Below are 18,656 nucleotides of genomic sequence, written 5' to 3' on the forward strand. Positions count from 1 at the left end.
GCCGCCGGGGCGGCTATGGGGGATCAGGCGCTCTTCTTCTCTTCCTGGCCGGAGAGGATGTCGCCGAGGAGCTGTTTGCCCTTGTTGGAAACAAACCAGTGCAGCACGTTCTTTTCGTTGATGCGGGTTTCGATGATGCCGAGGTTTTTCAGCACGGTCAGACGCTGGCTGATCAGTTCCCGGCCCAGACCGGTCTTCTCGGCCAGGCCGGCCAGATTGCCGTACACGTAGTTCTCTTCGGCAATGGCGCGCACCAGTTCGACGTCGTTGTAGGACAGGGCTTCCTTCGGCAGTTCCTTGACCACGGCCTCCTGGGCTTCCGGAACCGCCTCCGGCTTGCGCTCCTGCAACTGGCGCACGTCGTCCTTGACCAGATCGAGCTGGGACAGCAGCTTGTTGGCCATGTTTTCGAACAGACGGCGGGAAACCACCACATAGAGCAGGCAAAAGCCGGCCAGGACGAAGAAATCCACCGGACGGGTGCGGGCCCCCTCGAGCAGATTGCTGGAAATCATGTTGAGGAAAAGAGGCACGGTCAGGGCCGCCACCATGCCCAGCACCGGATACTTCAGCCACTCGCGCACCTCGGGCTTCACCTGGCGGTCGCGCAGGAAAAAGTTGGCGATGCCACCGAGAATGCCGGCGACGACGAGGATGCCGAGAATGATCAGGAGATGCCCGTCGAGGGCACCGAAAGTTTGGCTTACTTGCATCGCTTTTTGCAGTTCCATGTCCATGGGGCCTCCCGTCCCGCGCAGACCGTAATATGCCACAGGGGAAGACCCCTGCAAAACAAAACCCCGCCACGGGGCGGGGTTTTCTGTCGTGCCGTTTTCCGGATGCCTCAGCGGGGCAGTTCGGAAGCGCCGGTCAGGAAGGCATCGACCTCCCGCGCGGCCTGACGGCCTTCGCGGATGGCCCACACCACCAGGGACTGGCCGCGGCGCACGTCGCCGGCAGCGAAGACCTTGGGCACGTTGGTGGCGTAGCAGCCGGCACCGTCGGTGGTCGCCTTGGCGTTGCCGCGGGCATCCTTGTCCACACCGAAGGCTTCCAACAGGCCGGCCACCGGATTGGTGAAGCCCATGGCCAGCAGCACCAGGTCGGCGGGAATTTCGAACTCGGAACCGGCCACTTCCACCATCTTGCCGTCCTTCCATTCCACGCGCACGGCCTTCAGGGCCTTGACGTTGCCGTTGCCGTCACCAATCAGCTCCTTGGTGGACACGGCGAAGTCCCGGGTGCAGCCTTCGTCGTGGGAGGAGGAGGTACGCAGCTTGAGCGGCCAGTAGGGCCAGGTCAGGGCCTTGTTCTCTTCCACCGGGGGCTTGGGCATCACTTCGAACTGGGTGATGGAAGCCGCACCGTGGCGGTTGGAGGTACCGACGCAGTCGGAGCCGGTGTCGCCGCCACCGATGACGACGACGTGCTTGCCGTCGGCGCGGATGGGGTTCTTGCCGTCGCCGGCCACTTCCTTGTTCTGCGGGATGAGGAACTCCAGGGCGTAATGCACGCCCTTCAGTTCCCGGCCCGGCACGGGCAGGTCGCGGGGCACTTCGGAACCGCCGGTCAGCACCACGGCGTCGAATTCCTTGCTCAGCTGCTCGGCAGAAACCACGGTGGTGGCGTCATTGACGATGCCGGCCGGCAGGGTCTTGGTGCCGACGATGGTCTTGGTGCGGAAGGTCACACCCTCGGCCTGCATCTGTTCCATGCGGCGGTCGATCAGGCCCTTCTCCAGCTTGAAGTCGGGGATGCCGTAACGCAGCAGGCCGCCGACCCGGTCGTTCTTCTCGAACACGGTCACGTCGTGACCGGCACGGGCCAGTTGCTGGGCAGCAGCCAGGCCGGCGGGACCGCCGCCGACGATGGCAACCTTCTTGCCGGTCTTGACCTTGGCGGGCTGGGGCTTGACCCAACCGTTTTCCCAGGCCTTGTCGATGATGGCGTGCTCGATGGACTTGATGCCCACGGGCGCCTCGTTGATGCCCAGGGTGCAGGCAGCTTCGCAGGGCGCCGGGCAGATGCGGCCGGTGAACTCGGGGAAGTTGTTGGTCGAGTGCAGGACGGCGATGGCCTCTTCCCAGTTGCCGCGGTAAACCAGGTCATTCCAGTCGGGAATGATGTTGTTCACCGGGCAGCCGTTGTTGCAGAAGGGAATGCCGCAATCCATGCAGCGCGCCCCCTGGGTCTTGGCATCGGCGTCGGACAGGTGACCGACGAATTCCTTGTAGTGCTTGAGCCGCGCCTCGACAGGCTCGTAAGCCTCGGACAGACGCTGGAACTCCATGAAACCAGTAGGCTTGCCCATTTATGCGGCCTCCTTCTGCTTGCTGTTCTTGGCGGCGAGTTCCGCCAGAGCGCGGCGGTACTCGTTCGGCATGACCTTGACGAACTTGGCGCGGTAGGTGCTCCAGCCGTCCAGGATCTGCTTGGCCCGGGTGGAGCCGGTCATTTCCAGGTGGCGTTCGACCAGACCCTTGAGCAGGGCTTCGTCGGCCATGGCCAGATGGCGGATGTCCACCTTGCCGTGGCTGGTGACGTCGCCGAACTCACCCAGTTTCTCGGAGGCAGCTTCTTCTTCCGGCACCGGCTCCAGGGCGACCTGGGCCAGGTTGCAGCGGGATTCGAAAGTGCCGTCCTCGTCCAGGACGTAGGCCACGCCGCCGGACATGCCGGCAGCGAAGTTGCGGCCGGTCTGGCCCAGCACGACGACGGTGCCGCCGGTCATGTATTCGCAACCGTGGTCGCCCACGCCTTCCACCACCGCGGTGGCGCCGGAGTTGCGCACGCAGAAGCGTTCGCCGCCGACGCCGTTGAAGAACACTTCACCTTCGATGGCGCCGTACAGAACGGTGTTGCCGACGATGATGTTCTCGGCGGTGTTGCCGCGGAAGGCCTTGGGTGCCTTGATGACGATGCGGCCACCGGAGAGGCCCTTGCCCACGTAGTCGTTGCCTTCGCCAGTCAGCTCGAAGGTCACGCCCTTGGCCAGGAAGGCGCCAAAGCTCTGGCCGGCGGTACCGGTCAGGTTCACGTGAATGGTGTCATCCGGCAGACCGGCGTGACCGTAACGCTTGGCCACCTCACCGGCCAGCATGGCGCCGGCGGTGCGGTTCACGTTGATGATCTCGGTGTTGATCACCACCTTCTCGCCCTTTTCCAGGGCGGGCTTGGCCTGCTCGATCAGCTTGTGGTCGAGGGCCTTGCCCAGGTTGTGGTCCTGGGTCTCGCAGTGCAGACGGGCCACGTCGGCACCCACGGGCGGCATGTAGAAGATCTTGGAGTAGTCCAGGCCACGGGCCTTCCAGTGCTCCACACCGGCGCGCATGTCGAGCAGGTCGGCACGGCCGATCAGGTCGTCCAGCTTGCGGATGCCCATGGAGGCCATGATCTCGCGCACTTCTTCGGCAACGAAGAAGAAGTAGTTCACCACGTGCTCCGGCTGGCCGGAGAACTTGGCGCGCAGGGTCGGGTCCTGGGTGGCCACGCCCACCGGGCAGGTGTTGAGGTGGCACTTGCGCATCATGATGCAGCCTTCCACCACCAGGGGAGCGGTAGCGAAGCCGAACTCGTCGGCACCCAGCAGGGCGCCGATGACCACGTCGCGGCCGGTCTTCATCTGGCCGTCCACCTGGACGCGGATGCGGCCACGCAGACGGTTCAGCACCAGGGTCTGCTGGGTTTCGGCCAGGCCGAGTTCCCAGGGAGTGCCGGCGTGCTTGATGGAGGACAGGGGGGATGCACCGGTACCGCCGTCATGGCCGGCGATCACCAGGTGATCGGCCTTGGCCTTGGAGACGCCGGCAGCCACGGTACCCACGCCCACTTCGGACACCAGCTTCACCGAGATGGAGGACACCGGATTCACGTTCTTCAGATCGTGGATCAGCTGGGCCAAGTCTTCGATGGAGTAGATGTCGTGGTGCGGCGGGGGGGAAATCAGGCCGACGCCGGGCACGGAGTGACGCAGGGCACCGATGTACTCGGAAACCTTGTGGCCGGGCAGCTGGCCGCCTTCACCGGGCTTGGCGCCCTGGGCCATCTTGATCTGGATCTGGTCCGCATTGGCCAGGTACTCGGCGGTAACGCCGAAGCGGCCGGAAGCCACCTGTTTGATGGCTGAACGCAGGGAGTCGCCTTCCTTCAGTTCCAGATCGCGGGCGATACGGCCGGCACCGATGATCTCGGACAGCTTCTGGCCAGCCTTCACCGGCTTGAAGCGGTTGGCATCCTCGCCACCTTCACCGGTGTTGGACTTGCCGCCGATGCGGTTCATGGCCACGGAAAGGGTGGTGTGGGCCTCGGTGGAGATGGAGCCCAGGGACATGGCGCCAGTCGCGAAGCGCTTGACGATTTCCTTGGCGGGTTCCACTTCTTCCAGGGGCACCGGAGCGCCGGCCGACTTGATCTCGAACAGACCGCGCAGCGTCAGGTGACGCTTGGACTGGTCGTTGATGATCTTGGCGTACTCCTTGTAGGTGTCCATCTTGCCGGAGCGGGTGGAGTGCTGCAGCTTGGCGATGGCATCCGGGGTCCACATGTGGTCCTCACCGCGGATACGGAAGGCGTATTCGCCGCCGGTCTCCAGGCTCTCGGCCAGCACGGGGTCGCTGCTGAAAGCGGCGCGGTGCACACGCAGGGCCTCTTCGGCCACCTGCAGGATGCCGATACCTTCCACCTGGGTGGCGGTGCCGGCGAAGTACTTCTTCACCAGTTCGGAGGAAAGGCCGATGGCTTCGAAGATCTGGGCGCCACAGTAGGACTGGTAGGTGGAAATGCCCATCTTGGACATGACCTTGTTCAGCCCCTTGTTGACGGCCTTGATGAAGCGCTTCTGGGCGTCATAGGCGGTGACGTTGCCCGGCAGGTTGCCGGCGATCTCGGCCAGGGTGTCCATGGTCAGCCAGGGACAGACGGCTTCGGCGCCATAACCGGCGAGCAGGGCGAAGTGGTGGGTTTCCCGGGCGGAACCGGTATCCACCACCAGGCCGGTGGAAGTGCGCAGACCCTTCTTCACCAGGTGGTGATGCACGGCGGAAGTGGCCAGCAGGGCGGGGATCGGCGCCTTCTCGGCACAGACGCTGCGATCGGACAGGATCAGCACGTTGTAGCCGTCGGCCACGCTCTTCTCGGCGGCGGCGCAGACGGCCTCCAGGGCCTTCTCGCAACCGGCGGCGCCTTCGGCGGCAGGCCAGGTGATGTCCAGCACCAGGGACTTGTAACGGCCCGAGGTGGAACGGTCGATGGCGCGCAGCTTGGCCAGGTCGGCGTTGGTCAGCACCGGCTGGTGCACTTCCAGACGCAGGGGCGGATTGGTTTCATCCACGCCCAGCAGGTTCGGCTTGGGACCGATGAAGCTGGTCAGGGACATGACGATCTCTTCCCGGATGGGGTCGATCGGCGGGTTGGTCACCTGGGCGAACAGCTGCTTGAAGTAGTTGTAGAGCGGCTTTTCCTTGTTGGAAAGCACGGTCAGGGGGCTGTCGTTACCCATGGAGCCGGTGGCTTCCTCACCCTGGGCAGCCATGGGCTGCAGGATGAACTTCACGTCTTCCTGGGTAAAGCCGAAGGCCTGCTGCTGGTCGAGCAGGGGCACGTCGGCCTTGGGCGCCTCGCTGCCGGCTTCCGGCAGGTCGCCGAGGAAGTAGCGGGATTCTTCAATCCACTTGCGGTAAGGCTTGGCGCCGGAAAGGGACTTCTTCAGCTCGGAGTCGTCGATGATGCGGCCCTGTTCCATGTCGATCAGGAACATCTTGCCGGGCTGCAGGCGCCACTTCTTGACGATCTTCTCTTGCGGGAAGGTCAGCACGCCCATTTCGGAGGCCATCAGCACCAGGTCGTCCTCGGTCACCAGATAGCGAGCGGGACGCAGGCCGTTGCGATCCAGGGTGGCGCCAATCTGGCGGCCGTCGGTGAAGGCCACGGCGGCGGGGCCGTCCCACGGTTCCATCAGGGCAGCGTGGTACTCGTAGAAGGCGCGACGCTCTTCGTCCATGAGGGGATTGCCGGCCCAGGCTTCGGGGATCAGCATCATCATGGCCTGGGCCATGGAGTAACCACCCATGACCAGCAGTTCCAGCGCGTTGTCGAAACAGGCGGAGTCGGACTGGCCGTCCACGATCAGGGGCCACAGCTTGTCCAAGTCTTCCTTCAGCCACTTGGAGGACATGGCCTTCTGGCGGGCCTTCATCCAGTTCACGTTGCCGCGCACGGTGTTGATTTCACCGTTGTGGGCAATCATGCGGAAGGGGTGGGCCAGATCCCAGGTGGGGAAGGTGTTGGTGGAGAAGCGCTGGTGCACCAGGGCCAGGGCGGAGACGAGACGCTCGTCCTGCAGGTCCAGGTAGTACTCGCCCACCTGATGGGCCAGCAGCATGCCCTTGTAGTTGATGGTGCGGGAGGACAGGGACGGAATGTAGAACTGCTTGCCGTCGTCCAGCTTCAGCTTGCGCACGGCATGCTCGACCCGCTTGCGGATGACAAACAGCTTGCGTTCGAAGGCGTCCTGGTCGCCGACGTTCTCGCCCTTGGCGATGAACACCTGGCGCATGACCGGCTCGATCTCGCGGGCAGCGGCAGCCAGGCCGGCATTGTCCCGGGGCACGTCGCGCCAGCCGAGGAAGGTCTGGCCTTCTTCGTGCACGATGCGGGCCACGGCGGATTCGGCGGCGGCACGACCGTTGGAGGACTGGGGCAGGAACACGATACCGCAGGCGTACTCGCCTTCCTTGGGCAGGTTGATGCCCAGTTTGGCGGCTTCGGCACGCAGGAAGGCATCGGGCATCTGAATCAGGATGCCGGCGCCATCACCCAGCAGCGGGTCATAACCGGTAGCGCCGCGGTGGTCGAGGTTTTTCAGGATCAACAGACCCTGTTCAACGATACCGTGGCTCTTCTTGTTCTTGATATGGGCAACGAAACCGACGCCGCAGGCATCCTTTTCGTTGGCCGGGTCGTACAGGCCCTGCCGCCCGGGAACGGCCCCACCAGGGACAACACTATCCATCACGCTAGAGTCCTTTTTATGAATTAAGACTGCCGCCTGGATAAACCGAACGGCGTCAAAAAAGCCGGTGCGGACGGCACCGGCCTTTTCTGTGCAAAAAGCAACACTATAGTGTAGCCCGAAAACCGTGAGCCATCAAGGCTTTGCCCAACAATGCCCCGATCGCCCGCCAGTGCTCAAACCCGACCTGCACTCCTGGGAAGTCACACTAAAGTGATAGCCAGCTTTTGACCAACGCACCAAACCCCATTTGGTGCACCGGATTTCAGGCGGCAGACACCCGGGCGGCAATGGCGGCGGCTATCTGCTCGTCGCTGGCCACATCGCTCACCACCGCATCGCCGATGCCGCGGAACAGCACCAGGCGCAGCTTGCCCGCTTCCACCTTCTTGTCGTGGCGCATCAATTCCAGGTAACACTCCACCCCCAGGTCCGGACCGCTGACGGGCAAGCCGGCCAGACGGAAGACGGATTCCACCCGGGCCACCTCGGCCGGACCGATCCAGCCGAGACGGGCCGACAGTTCCGCCGCCATCACCGTACCGGCCGCCACGGCCTCGCCATGGAGCCAGACGCCGTAGCCCAGGCCGGTCTCGATGGCATGGCCGAAGGTATGCCCCAGATTGAGCAGGGCCCGCTCACCCGTTTCCCGCTCGTCCCGGGCCACCACCTCGGCCTTGTGGGCGCAGGAGCGATACACGGCCTCGGCCAGCAGGGCCTTGTCCCGTGCCAGCAGGCCGGGCAGGCTGGACTCGATCCAGCCCAGGAACTGGGGATCCCGGATCAAGCCGTACTTGATCACCTCGGCCAGGCCGGCCTTCAGTTCCCGTTCCGGCAGGGTGTCCAGGGTATCGATGTCGGCCAGCACCAGCTTGGGCTGGTAGAAGGCGCCGATCATGTTCTTGCCCAGGGGATGATTGATGGCCGTCTTGCCGCCCACCGAAGAGTCCACCTGGGACAGCAGGGTGGTGGGCACCTGGATGAAGGGCATGCCGCGCTGGTAGCAGGCGGCGGCAAAACCGGTGGTGTCGCCGATGACCCCGCCGCCCAGGGCAATCAGGGTGGTGGAACGTTCGGCCCGGCTTTCCAGCAGGGCGTCGAAAATCCGGTTGAGGGTCGGCCAGTCCTTGAACTCCTCCCCATCGGGCAGCACCACCTGGGAAACGGCCACGCCATTGGCCCGCAGCAGGGCCGCCAGGGGCTCCAGATAAAGGGGGGCCACGGTCTCGTTGCTGACGATGACCGCCTTCTTGCGCCCCAGGTGGGGCAGGATCAGGTCGGCGCGCTGCAGCAGGCCGCTGCCGATGTGGATGGGATAGGAGCGGTCGCCCAGGGCGACCTGCAGGGTTTGCTGAGTCATGGCGTGGAAGGCGTTGGCGGTGCGGGAGCCGGCTCGACGCCCACCAGGGGCGCCGACTGGGTGACGCGCAGCAGGAGCTGCACCGAGGCGTTGGCGGAGTGGGAAGAGGCGTCGATGACCATGTCCGCCACCTCCCGGTAGAGGGGGTCCCGTTGCACATAGAGCTGGCGCAGCCGCCCCAGGGGATCGGCCACCTGCAGCAGGGGACGGTTGCGGTCGTTGCGGGTGCGGGCGTAGAGCAGCTCGGGGGGGGCGCAGAGATAGACGACGAAGCCGCCGGCCTTGATGGCCTCCCGGTTCTCGGGGCTGAGCACGACGCCGCCGCCGGTGGCCATGACCAGGCCGCTTTCCCGGGACAGGTCCTCGATCACCATGGACTCCCGCTTGCGGAAGCCGGCCTCGCCCTCGATCTCGAAAATCACCGGAATGGAAACGCCGGTACGGCTTTCCACCTCATGGTCGGAGTCGACAAAACGCTTCCCCAGGCGCTTGGCCAGGAGACGTCCGATGGTGGTCTTGCCGGCCCCCATGAGGCCCACCAGAATTATGTTGTCTTGCTTGGTTTTCACCCGGCCATTGTACCAGCAGGCGCCCCGGCCCAAATGCCCACCAGGGCCCGCCGGCCGCGCTTGGCCAACTTGCCGGCCCGGCGCAGGGCTTCCTTCGGCTCCCGGCAGGATTGTTCGACAAAGGCATTGCAGGCAGCCCAGCGTCCCTCCGCCAGGGGCAGCACCGCCACCGCCCGGCCGCCATCCACCCAGGCCAGAAGACTTAGTTCCGGACGGCCCCAGGAGGCAGCCACCAGTTCCATGCACTCCTCCCGGGGCAGGCCCAGGGCCACCAGGGCATCGATGGGGGAATCGTGCTCGGAACGAAGCACGGCGGGGAAATACTGCAGTTCGCTATCCATGGGCCGCTTCTAACATGGGCCCGCCGCCCGTGGCAACGAGAGGACCGTAAGGGCAGCCGTTCTTGTGCTGCCCCGGTGGGGCAGGCACAATCCGGGGCTTCTGGAGTCTCGTCCCATGAAATACGACATCGTTATCGTCGGCGGCGGCCTGGCCGGCCTGGCCTTCGCCTGCGCCCTCAAGGAATCCCGCCTCAAGATCGCCCTGGTGGAAGGCCGCGCCCCGAGCCGGCCCGAAGGCTGGGATGCGCGCATCTACGCCATCAGCCCGGCCAATGCCCGCTTCCTCGCCGACATCGGCGTGTGGAAGCACCTGGACGCCGGCCGCATGGCGCCGGTGCGGGCCATGGAAGTTTATGGCGACGGTGACAGCCGCCTCGACTTCTCCGCCTACCAGAGCGGCGTGCCAGAACTGGCCTGGATTCTCGAGTCCTCCCTGATGGCCCAGGAGCTGTGGGAAAACGTCAAGCGCCAGGGCAATGTGGACATCCTCTGCCCGGCCACGCCCCGGGAACTGGAATTCCGCGCCGACGCCACCCTGCTGCACCTGGAAGACGGCAGCAGCCTCTCCGCCCGTCTGCTGGTGGGAGCCGACGGCCGCGAATCCTGGGTGCGCAACCGGGCCGGCCTCGCCGCCCACTACAGCCCCTACGGCGAAAAGGGCCTGGTGGCCAACTTCAGCACCGAAAAGCCCCACGGCGGCATCGCCTATCAGTGGTTCCGCGACGACGGCGTGCTGGCCTACCTGCCCCTGCCGGGCAACCGCATCTCCATCGTCTGGTCCACCCCGGACGCCCACGCCGACGCCCTCGCCGCCCTGCCTGCCGAGGAGCTGTGCGCCCGGGTGGCCGCCGCCGGCAACCACACCCTGGGCCAGCTGGAACTGCTGACGCCGGCCGCCGCCTTCGCCCTCAAGCTGATGCGGGTGCCCGAGCCGACGGCACCGCGCCTGGCCCTGATCGGCGACGCGGCCCACGGCATCCACCCCCTTTCCGGCCACGGCATCAACCTGGGCTACCGGGACGCCAAGACCCTGGCCGAGATCATTGCCGCCGCCGCGCCCTGGCAGGACATCGGCGACGCCCGCCTGCTGGCCCGCTACCGCCGCGCCCGCAAGGAGGAGGTGATGCTGCTGCAGACCACCACCGACGGCCTGCGCCGCCTCTTCCGCGAAGACCTGCCCGGCTTGAAGCCCCTGCGCAATCTGGGCCTCAACCTGGTGAACCGCCTCGGCCCCGTGAAAAGCGCCCTGGTGCGTTACGCCCTCGAATCCTGAAGTTTCCCCACCGGAGTCCTCCATGCGACAACTCAAATTCCTGGCCGCCCTGTTCTGCGCCGGCGCCCTCCTCTCCCTGCCGGCCGCCGCCGACGAAGCCTCGGTGAAAAAGGCCGTGGAAGACAAGATCAACGGCAAGGTGCAGAGCGTCACCAAGTCCGGCTACCTGGGCCTCTACGAGGTCTTCGCCGACGGCCAGGTGCTGTACACCGACGAGAAGGTCAGCGTGCTGCTGATCGGCACCCTGGTGGACGGCAAGACCATGCAGAACGTCACCGCCGAACGCCTGAAGAAGCTGACCGCCGTGAAGTTCTCCGAACTGCCCCTGGAGCTGGCGGTGAAGCAGGTCAAGGGCAACGGCAAGCGCACCCTGGTGACCTTCGAGGATCCCAACTGCGGCTACTGCAAGCGCCTCATCAAGGATCTGCAGAAGCTGGACAACATCACCATCTACACCTTCCTCTATCCCATCCTCTCGGCCGACTCCCTGGAGAAGTCCAAGCAGGTGTGGTGCGCCAGCGACCGGGCTGCCGCCTGGAGCACCATGATGACTTCCGCCAAGCCCTTCACCGGCCGCACCGACTGCGACACCGGCCCGGTGCAGAAGTCCTTTGAACTGGGTCGCCGCCTCAACATCACTGGCACCCCGACCCTGTTCTTCGCCGACGGCGAACGCATCCCCGGCGCCGTCCCCCTGGACGTCATCGAGAAAAAGCTGAGCAGCCTGGGCCACTGAGCCCCCGGCCGACGCTGGAAAGCACAAGGGCCGCTGATGCGGCCCTTGTCGTTTGCAGCCGCCGCCTTCAGGCGGCCGAGACCTTGAACTGGCCCACCAGCTGATCCAGGGTACGTACTGCACCGCTGGTGAGGGCGGTGCTGCGGCTGGATTCATCCACCGACTGGCGCACCGCCTCGGCCGCCACGGCGATGGTCTCGATGCGGCCGCCGGTGGCGCGGGTGGCCGCCTCCAGCTCGTCGATGGTGGCGAACAGGTGCTCCAGGATGTCCTGCACCTCCTGCTTTTCCGAGGCCGCATCCGCCGCCAGGCGCAGCCCCTCTTCCAGTTCGCTCATGCCGGTGTCCATGCTCACCACCGCATCCTCGGCCCGGGACTGGACGCCGCCGATCATGGCGGCGATCTCCTTGGTGGCGTCGGCGGTGCGCTCGGCCAGCTTGCGCACCTCGTCGGCCACCACGGCGAAGCCCCGGCCCGCCTCGCCGGCCCGGGCCGCCTCGATGGCGGCATTGAGAGCCAGCAGGTTGGTCTGGCTGGCGATCTCGTGGATCACCGTGCCGATGCGACCGATCTCCGCCGTGCTGCTTTCCAGGTCCCTAATGGTGCGGGTGGCACCGCCCACGGACTCCAGGATGCCGGCGCTGCGGGACTGCACCAGTTCCATCTGGCGCCGGGCCTCGGCCGTCACCTGGGCCACCGCCTCGCGCATGGCCTCCACCTTCTGGCTGGCGGCGTTGATGTCCTCCACCTGGCCCCGGATGGATTCCTCGGTTTCCCGCATTTCCGCCGCCATCTGGGCCGAGGCCAGGGCCATGGCCCGGCTCTTTTCCTGCAGGGTGCCGTTGGTGCCGTCGATCTCGCCGGAGGTCTGGATCACCCGGCGGATGATCTGTTCCAGGTTGTCGATGAAGCTGTTGATCCACTGGGACATGACCGTGGTTTCGTCGCTGCCTCCCTCACTGGTGGGCAGACGCTGGCTGAGGTCGCCGCCGCCCTCGGCGATGGAGCGCAGCACGCTGCTGCTCTTGCGCAGGCGCTGGCTCAGGGGCTTCATGCCGAACAGGTTGAAGAAGAAGCCGCCGCCGATGACCAGGCCCAGCTCCAGCAGGCGGGCAGGCAGGCCGGACAGGCCCAACAGCTCCTGCACCCCGACGCCCAGGCCCCAGGCCAGGATCACCACCAGCCAGTACAGCTTCTGCAGCTTGTAGGCGACGCTGCGGTAGCGATAGACCTCCTCCAGGTCGGCCTCGCACATCATGCCCCAGCGGTCCGGCGAGCCGGGCAGGCTGAAGGTGACGCCCTTGCCGATCACCGGCACGTGACGGTAGTCGGAATAGCCCGGATAGGTGACAAAGAGGTTCTGCCCCTTGCGGATGGTTTCCCGCACGCCGGGGTGCAGCTGGCCCGTGGCCGGGTCGTTGAACACCAGTTCCAGTTCCGTGTGCTCCCGCACCCGCACGGTGCCGTAGTCGGTGCGCACCCCCTGCTTCAGGTTGTCCCCCAGGGAGAAGGTGGCGTCCTCGAAACGGGAACGGGAGAGGGCCGTGCCCGGCTGGATGGACGGGTCGAACTCGGCCTTGACCATGAACAGGTAGTTGTCCCCCGAATCCCGGAAGATGTGCCCCGCCTCCCGCTGGATCAGGTCTCCCACCACGTCGTTGGGCACCCGGCCGCAGACCGCCCCGGCGAATTCCCCGGCCACGTTGATGGGCAGGTAGAACATCAGGGTCACCGCGTCGTGGAAACGGGAAGAGGACGGCCCCAGGACCTTGGTCACCGGGTCCACATAGGGGCCGTGCAGGAAGCGTCCCTGGAGGCCGGCGGCGACGGCCCGAGCGGGCAAGTCCCGGGCGCCGACCCGGCTGCCCTGGGTGGATTCCAGCACCACCCCGTTGCTGTCGATGAGGAACAGTTCGGAGAAGTCCCGGGCGAAGCTCTTCTTCTCCTGGAACAGGCTGCGGGGCCGCTGGGGATGCAGGGCCTGGAGGTCCCCGGCCAGGGTTTCCAGGTGGTGCCAGCACTGCTCGGCCCAGCTTTGCAGGATGCGCACCCGGGTCGAGGCGAAGCCCTCGAAGGCCTGTTCCAGCACGGGGTAGCGGTCCCGGTTGAGGTAGGTGGCCCAGCCCATGGCGATCTTGCCGGTCTTGCCACCCAGGGGCAGCCAGCCTTTCTCGCGGCTGGACAGGGACATGGAAGGACTCTGCAGCATCTGTTCTCTCCGCATTTTTGTGTATTAGTTCACATTCTTTAGCAAGGGCGATGCCAACCCCGTACGGCGGAACGGGAAAATTCCTACAGCCGCGTCCGCCGGTCCCCACAGGGGAAAAGGCCCCAAATGAAAAGGGGAGCCCGAGGCTCCCCTGCTGCACCGAATGTCACCGCACAATATTTTCTTGAAATCGCGAAAATTCATATGGTTGAGTCATGGTTTCAAGCAATTGACTCACAGCCCCTAGATTACTCGGCTCGACAAAAAGATGTAAGTGCCTAATTTGTTAGCCTTTCAAACAACTATTGTTTTGAGGATGGCTGCGGAGGCCCGCGCGACAATCTCGTTTCAAGTTACCAAAGAGAAGGAGCGACTTCTGCGAGCCATTCCCGATCATGACGCTCCAACCACGCCAATCCATTTCCCTCTATCGACTTCAATGCCTTGATGGAAACCCCGTGCTGGGAATTAAACAACTCCATGGCACGAGCTCGATGGCTAGCACGAAGGCGCTCAAATCGCTGCGCTCTCCAGGAGTTCCGTAAAGAAGGTTCTGAGCCTGCGAATGCCCGGACAAGACTCTTTTTCAACCCAGTTATTTCAGCAATCTGCCCGTAATCGTTACCTGCTTCCAGCAGACTTCTAAGTTGCACCTTCATCTGGTCGTTTAGCACACGAGGCCGATGTTCGAACGGCACACCAACCGAATCCAGCCACCGACATGCCTGGCACAATGGTATCCTCATTGCTTTTGCAGCACGGGTCACTGACCACTTGTCAAACTCGACCAGCTGCCGCAATCCTTCACGCCAGTCGCCCACCATGGCGTCAAGCTCATTAGATATCTCGGCTGACATAGCGCTTCGATACGCGTCGAAAAAGTGTTCCCCTGAGTCAAATAGGAATGCAATCAACACAGCATGCTTTAAAGGGTGGTGCAGTCCGGGGAAGCGCCTGGTCAACAAGCCGACGACTCCTGTGCCACTCGGATCGAGGTCGGTATCGGCAAGAAAGCCGAATCCAGGCACGTTTTCGAGATCACCGAACTCGACCTTTAAGTGCTGTCTGATCAGCAATGTACGAAGCGACCCATCAAATGAGACCCATCCGCGGTCTCGCGCTCCCTGCCGATACACAATTCTCAGGCGGTCGTCATCAAATATCACCGACATTTGGGCAATACTTGCGCTTATGTCAGCAATGCGCACCAACTTGGTGATTGACGCTCCATTAAGGTGCGGCAGACTTTCCCAATCGTTGCAGGAGTGATCCTCTGGCAAAGTCCAATCCCGAAGTCCCCGTCGCTGAGCGCTGCTTTTCAAGCGACGAAGCAGAATACCGTGATGGCGACATACCCAGACGGACGGCCACTGATGCTCAAGAATCCAGCGCGAAAACCCTAATTCACCTAGGTCGTGCTGTATGCACTCAGGGCAAGCCTTCAAAGGATGCGAAGCGCCCACCCGACTGGCCATCAACCCAAGCAGGTGTTTTGGCTCTGCCGCTCGCTGATTACAAACCGCTGCCAATGCCTGTTGGTAGCGTGGTGGTGAGATGAAATTAGCGTAGTACCCCAGCAGTGTCCTTTCCAACGCCAAGGTTTCCGAGGTGCCTAAGCAGTTGCCCGTTCTCTTGCTAAACTCCGACAGATTCTTCGGGAAATCATGCTTTAGCAAGAGACGAGAGGTCCCGAATAGCTGAACACAGGAATAGCTAGCATTTACATTGCCACTTAATCGGTGATACCGCGCGCACCAGGAGTACAAGGTCTCACCGTCGACCAGCGATGGCAGGTTGATTGGATATCCGTCGAATAGACCGATATCGGTACTCATGGACTTTTCCACCAAGGCTTCCGCTCATGTCTGCCCAGCGAATTCCGGTGGTACATAAGCGGTTATTGCGCCGGTCTTTTGATAGCCGCGCCCCGCCTTTCGATACTCTTTTCCCGGGCAGGGACCTGACCAATCAAGATGGATTCCTTTAGCCTCAAGCTGTTTCTTAAACGGAGCAACGGGAATGACTGCCAACGAAACAAGGTAATGATAAACATCGCTAGCGCGGTGATGTTCAAGCCCGGCATCTTCGGTGATGAGACTTCGAGCGACGACCTTTCCATGGTGGCGAGCCATCGCCCACAGTACGCGCCGCGCATAGAAATGCCATTGAGACTCCTGGAATTCAATACACGCTGCACGAGTTAGGGGGAAGCAGATCGCATCCGGCCAGGCAGCTGGCTTGAACTCGGTGTTTCTAACTAACGACCCCATTGAAACTCGCATCGGCCGGTCAGAATCATTAAGAAGGCGAACGGCAGTTTTTTTGATTTCCTCAGCCCAATCAGCATCTCTCGGATGCACCTTGGCCGATGATCGCACCAGCTTCTTAGCCGGCTTAGAACTTCGCCTCTCTATCACCTTCTTCAAGGCTTCAATTCCCGCTTTCGACCCGGCGATAGCGATTCGCTTCATGGCTCCATAGTGATCACGCCATAAATCGCTAATATCGAGATTTTGGTCTATTGCAATTTTTGCCAGTCGATCAACGAGAAGACTCACTCCATCGGCGGTACGATTAACCGGAGTGGGAGCGTATGCGTTATCGGGAGGTACCTCATGTGCGACTACATAGGGGCCTTGAGCCTCAATATCGGCCAGCCTCTCCAGAAATGTCTCAGCGTCCTGAAACAGATAGTTTGCGAGCAATAGGTTCCTATTTAATGGCCCTTCAATTGCCCCCTTCGTTAAGCCGAGAAAGTGAAACCAATTCTCCGTCTTCCCCTTCGCATACGCTCGATCCAGTCGGGCAAGGAGCTCCGGCGAGTAGTAGGATTCCATCGCAGCTTGAAGACTCAACCGGTCGACTTTCTCAGCGCCCCAGCGAAATCCTCGCTCGAGCGCCCTTTCGCGGAGAACCCTGGGCAGGTTCTCGGCCAGCATTCTTTTCGGCACATGGGCCAATACAAGGTTTGCAAACCTTGCAATGTCCTTCTCTATACTGGATGCCACGTAGGCGGACGACTCTACCTCCGCCAGCTCAAACTGATATCCGCAACAACACCCCTGCCAGGGGGCGAGAGTCAGGTCTTTTGGTGATTCGATAGGGCAGCCGCATTCTGGGCAATTGTCCAGCAACCTCCACCCGTGCCTCCAACAGGCTGTGACAGTCGGGATTTGATGTGACCTGTGAAGATACGCAGTATCGAACTGAGCCACGTCTTCCTTAATGCATTCGAGGCAAATTCGCGTTGCGCCAGATTCGCCAACGCTTCTGCGGACATAATCAGCCGATGCCCAAGTCGCTGTGCTGGTGGTAAAGAGCCGAGTTATCGGGAGTAAGGTGCCTTCATGAATTAGCTTCTCCACGTTCACATTGAGGTCACCGGGCATTCTTTTTGCCAGGGCTTCAATTCGCGGCATGAACAAGTTGGACATAGCAAATGGTGATGAGCCGAATAGCTCCCGATACGTCTCAAGAGTTTTGGTATTTCCGCGCTCAATGTGAAAGCGACTGACACGAGATGCCAACGACTCATCAGGTAGTGATGCAGGGAAAAACGGCAGAATCTGACTCCTCTCCAGAATTACCGTGGCAGCAGACGCTGATTGATTAGCACTGCAGGCTGACTGCATACAAAGTCCCTTCTATGTGGGTGACTCAGGCGACGTCTCGGAATGCATCAAAGCCCTTGATGAGAAATTTTTTCAACCCCTCATTGCGGAGGTCATCGCCGTCACACTGGGCTTTTCCCTCAGCTCGCTTCTTCTCGGCGTTAGCTCGTTTAGCAGCTGTCTGCTTTGCGGCGGTCATCTCTCGCTCATGGGGACTCTTCTTCCGGCCAGCGGATTCCGGTGGTGCCATCTCCGACTCGGTGGTCAGAGGCGATTTGCTCCCGTATTGCTCGGCCATTGGCTCTTTGGAATTGTCTTTCGTCTGGCTCAGCAAGCCCCATTTGTTGGCATAGTGCTCGCAGCGAACGTCTTCAAAATCCAGGAGGCGAATAGGGTCGCGATGGACGAATCCTTCGATGAGGTCCCGATCCTTCTGCGAGAAATCGACCCCCTCATAAGCCTGCTGAAGATGCTCCACAGTGAGTGCTCGTTCATTCAAATCAAGCGCCAGTCGTTGGGCTGAATGACATATCCGGCATGCGTAGTCGCGAAATCCGCCGCTATATTGGAATAGGATTTTTCCTCCCGGATCGCTGAATGTCATAGGTTCAGGAAGCACGTAGTAGCGCCAAACGCCTGGCGCAATGCATTTGTGCCAGTCGAAGTCATCTAAACTGATGGGCTCAAAATCGAACGATCCAGCCGAACTCGTGCGTCTAACATCTTGAGAATAGCGATCCAACGCTCCTAGACCGAACGGATTGCCCATGAGGACCATCGGTATCCCGAAGTTCAGCAGACGGAGAAAGAACAGCGCAGCCAGACCGCCATGCGCCTTTCCAGAAAAATTGCGCTGCTGAATTTCATCAATTACCAGGACACCGACTGCATGGATTCTAAGAATAATGCCGACATGGACAGCGAGCTTCTCGTTGCTCAAACGGATGAGAGACGGTTGCGTCGAATAGCTTGTCCCGACTGCTTCGTCGATAGCGCAAAGGATATTTAGTAAGAGCCCACCGAGGGTTCCATCATGCGACATGGGTACATATAGCCACACTAGTTGGACCTGGTGTGACCAGCCAGCCGCCTTGTTTTCTGAGTGCACGATGCACTGGGGCAGCAGTCGTAATGCATTCTTAATCTCGTAGCTTTTTCCTGTTCCGGTTTCTCCGGATACACGGATACATTGGGCGTAGGCTGAAGATGATGGGAGCTCAGAAAGCTTCTTGCCGCTACATGCTGCCAACGCCATCGTTTCCTTTCGTATGCTTAACTGCCTTGGATCTCTCGATAGGTACCCCCGACGAATCATGCGGAATAGCCGCGTCGCCAGCTCCAAGGTAGTCGTCGTCGGCTCAAACAGCCGCTCCTGCATCAGATCAAGCAAGACGTGACGCTCACTATTGCTCAGGCTTGCTACATCAACTCCATCTAGCGGCGAATACCGGATGCGGGGCAAGATATCGTCGACCTGTAAAGCAGTAGCCAAGGGAGACAAGAACGGATGGCTCTCATCAGTAAGTTGTCCGAGTTCTATCGACATAG

Annotated in this window: 12 protein-coding genes and 1 pseudogene; 2 read left to right on the plus strand and 11 right to left on the minus strand. The window is 62.1% G+C overall.

Features of this window, described 5'->3' with window-relative positions; genetic code table 11:
• Window positions 1–23 precede the first annotated feature (23 nt).
• From ACLSSQ_RS16430 to ACLSSQ_RS16455, 6 genes are all read right to left on the minus strand, one after another.
• Window positions 24–713, minus strand: a complete 690-nt coding sequence (locus tag ACLSSQ_RS16430; RefSeq protein ID WP_416243272.1) for a YEATS-associated helix-containing protein — start codon at window positions 711–713, stop codon at window positions 24–26.
• A gap of 131 nt (window positions 714–844) precedes the next feature.
• Window positions 845–2,311 carry a glutamate synthase subunit beta gene (locus tag ACLSSQ_RS16435; RefSeq protein ID WP_014236200.1) on the minus strand — a complete coding sequence of 489 codons (1,467 nt, stop codon included), beginning with the start codon at window positions 2,309–2,311 and terminating at the stop codon, window positions 845–847.
• Window positions 2,312–7,009, minus strand: a complete 4,698-nt coding sequence (locus ACLSSQ_RS16440; protein ID WP_130459456.1) for a glutamate synthase-related protein — start codon at window positions 7,007–7,009, stop codon at window positions 2,312–2,314.
• Window positions 7,010–7,274: 265 nt separating this feature from the next.
• Window positions 7,275–8,369 carry a 3-dehydroquinate synthase gene (gene aroB, locus ACLSSQ_RS16445; RefSeq protein WP_416243273.1) on the minus strand — a complete coding sequence of 365 codons (1,095 nt, stop codon included), beginning with the start codon at window positions 8,367–8,369 and terminating at the stop codon, window positions 7,275–7,277.
• A complete protein-coding gene (locus ACLSSQ_RS16450; RefSeq protein WP_050804348.1) occupies window positions 8,366–8,899 on the minus strand; it encodes a shikimate kinase in 534 nt (177 codons plus the stop codon). Before ACLSSQ_RS16450 ends, aroB begins: the two co-directional genes overlap by 4 nt.
• Window positions 8,900–8,934: 35 nt before the next feature.
• A complete protein-coding gene (locus tag ACLSSQ_RS16455; protein ID WP_130459459.1) occupies window positions 8,935–9,279 on the minus strand; it encodes a hypothetical protein in 345 nt (114 codons plus the stop codon).
• A 115-nt stretch (window positions 9,280–9,394) separates the two neighbouring features.
• Between ACLSSQ_RS16455 and ACLSSQ_RS16460 the strand changes: the two genes are divergently transcribed.
• Together ACLSSQ_RS16460 and ACLSSQ_RS16465 are read left to right on the plus strand one after the other, a co-directional pair.
• The gene (locus tag ACLSSQ_RS16460) at window positions 9,395–10,552 is read left to right on the plus strand and encodes a UbiH/UbiF family hydroxylase (protein ID WP_416243274.1); all 1,158 of its coding nucleotides are present in this window, start codon (window positions 9,395–9,397) and stop codon (window positions 10,550–10,552) included.
• Window positions 10,553–10,574: 22 nt separating this feature from the next.
• Window positions 10,575–11,288 carry a DsbC family protein gene (locus ACLSSQ_RS16465; RefSeq protein WP_416243275.1) on the plus strand — a complete coding sequence of 238 codons (714 nt, stop codon included), beginning with the start codon at window positions 10,575–10,577 and terminating at the stop codon, window positions 11,286–11,288.
• A 67-nt stretch (window positions 11,289–11,355) separates the two neighbouring features.
• Here the strand turns inward: ACLSSQ_RS16465 and ACLSSQ_RS16470 are convergent, their stop codons facing one another.
• The 5 genes and pseudogenes from ACLSSQ_RS16470 to ACLSSQ_RS16490 all read right to left on the minus strand — a co-directional run bounded on the left by ACLSSQ_RS16470 (window position 11,356) and on the right by ACLSSQ_RS16490 (window position 18,654).
• Window positions 11,356–13,497, minus strand: coding sequence for a methyl-accepting chemotaxis protein (locus ACLSSQ_RS16470; protein WP_416243276.1), 2,142 nt, complete (start codon window positions 13,495–13,497; stop codon window positions 11,356–11,358).
• Window positions 13,498–13,850: 353 nt separating this feature from the next.
• Window positions 13,851–15,332, minus strand: a complete 1,482-nt coding sequence (locus tag ACLSSQ_RS16475; protein ID WP_014236192.1) for a TnsD family Tn7-like transposition protein — start codon at window positions 15,330–15,332, stop codon at window positions 13,851–13,853.
• 24 nt (window positions 15,333–15,356) lie between these two features.
• The gene (locus tag ACLSSQ_RS16480; protein WP_416244311.1) at window positions 15,357–16,436 is read right to left on the minus strand and encodes a hypothetical protein; all 1,080 of its coding nucleotides are present in this window, start codon (window positions 16,434–16,436) and stop codon (window positions 15,357–15,359) included.
• A 252-nt stretch (window positions 16,437–16,688) separates the two neighbouring features.
• Window positions 16,689–17,129 (minus strand): annotated as a pseudogene (locus ACLSSQ_RS16485) (TniQ family protein); the annotation flags it as partial.
• Between the two features lie 25 nt (window positions 17,130–17,154).
• On the minus strand, window positions 17,155–18,654 hold the full coding sequence (locus tag ACLSSQ_RS16490) for an ATP-binding protein (protein ID WP_014236190.1): 1,500 nt from the start codon (window positions 18,652–18,654) through the stop codon (window positions 17,155–17,157).
• Window positions 18,655–18,656: the final 2 nt, after the last annotated feature.

This window comes from Azospira sp. APE16, assembly GCF_047901315.1.
Classification (GTDB): Bacteria; Pseudomonadota; Gammaproteobacteria; order Burkholderiales; family Rhodocyclaceae; genus Azospira; species Azospira oryzae.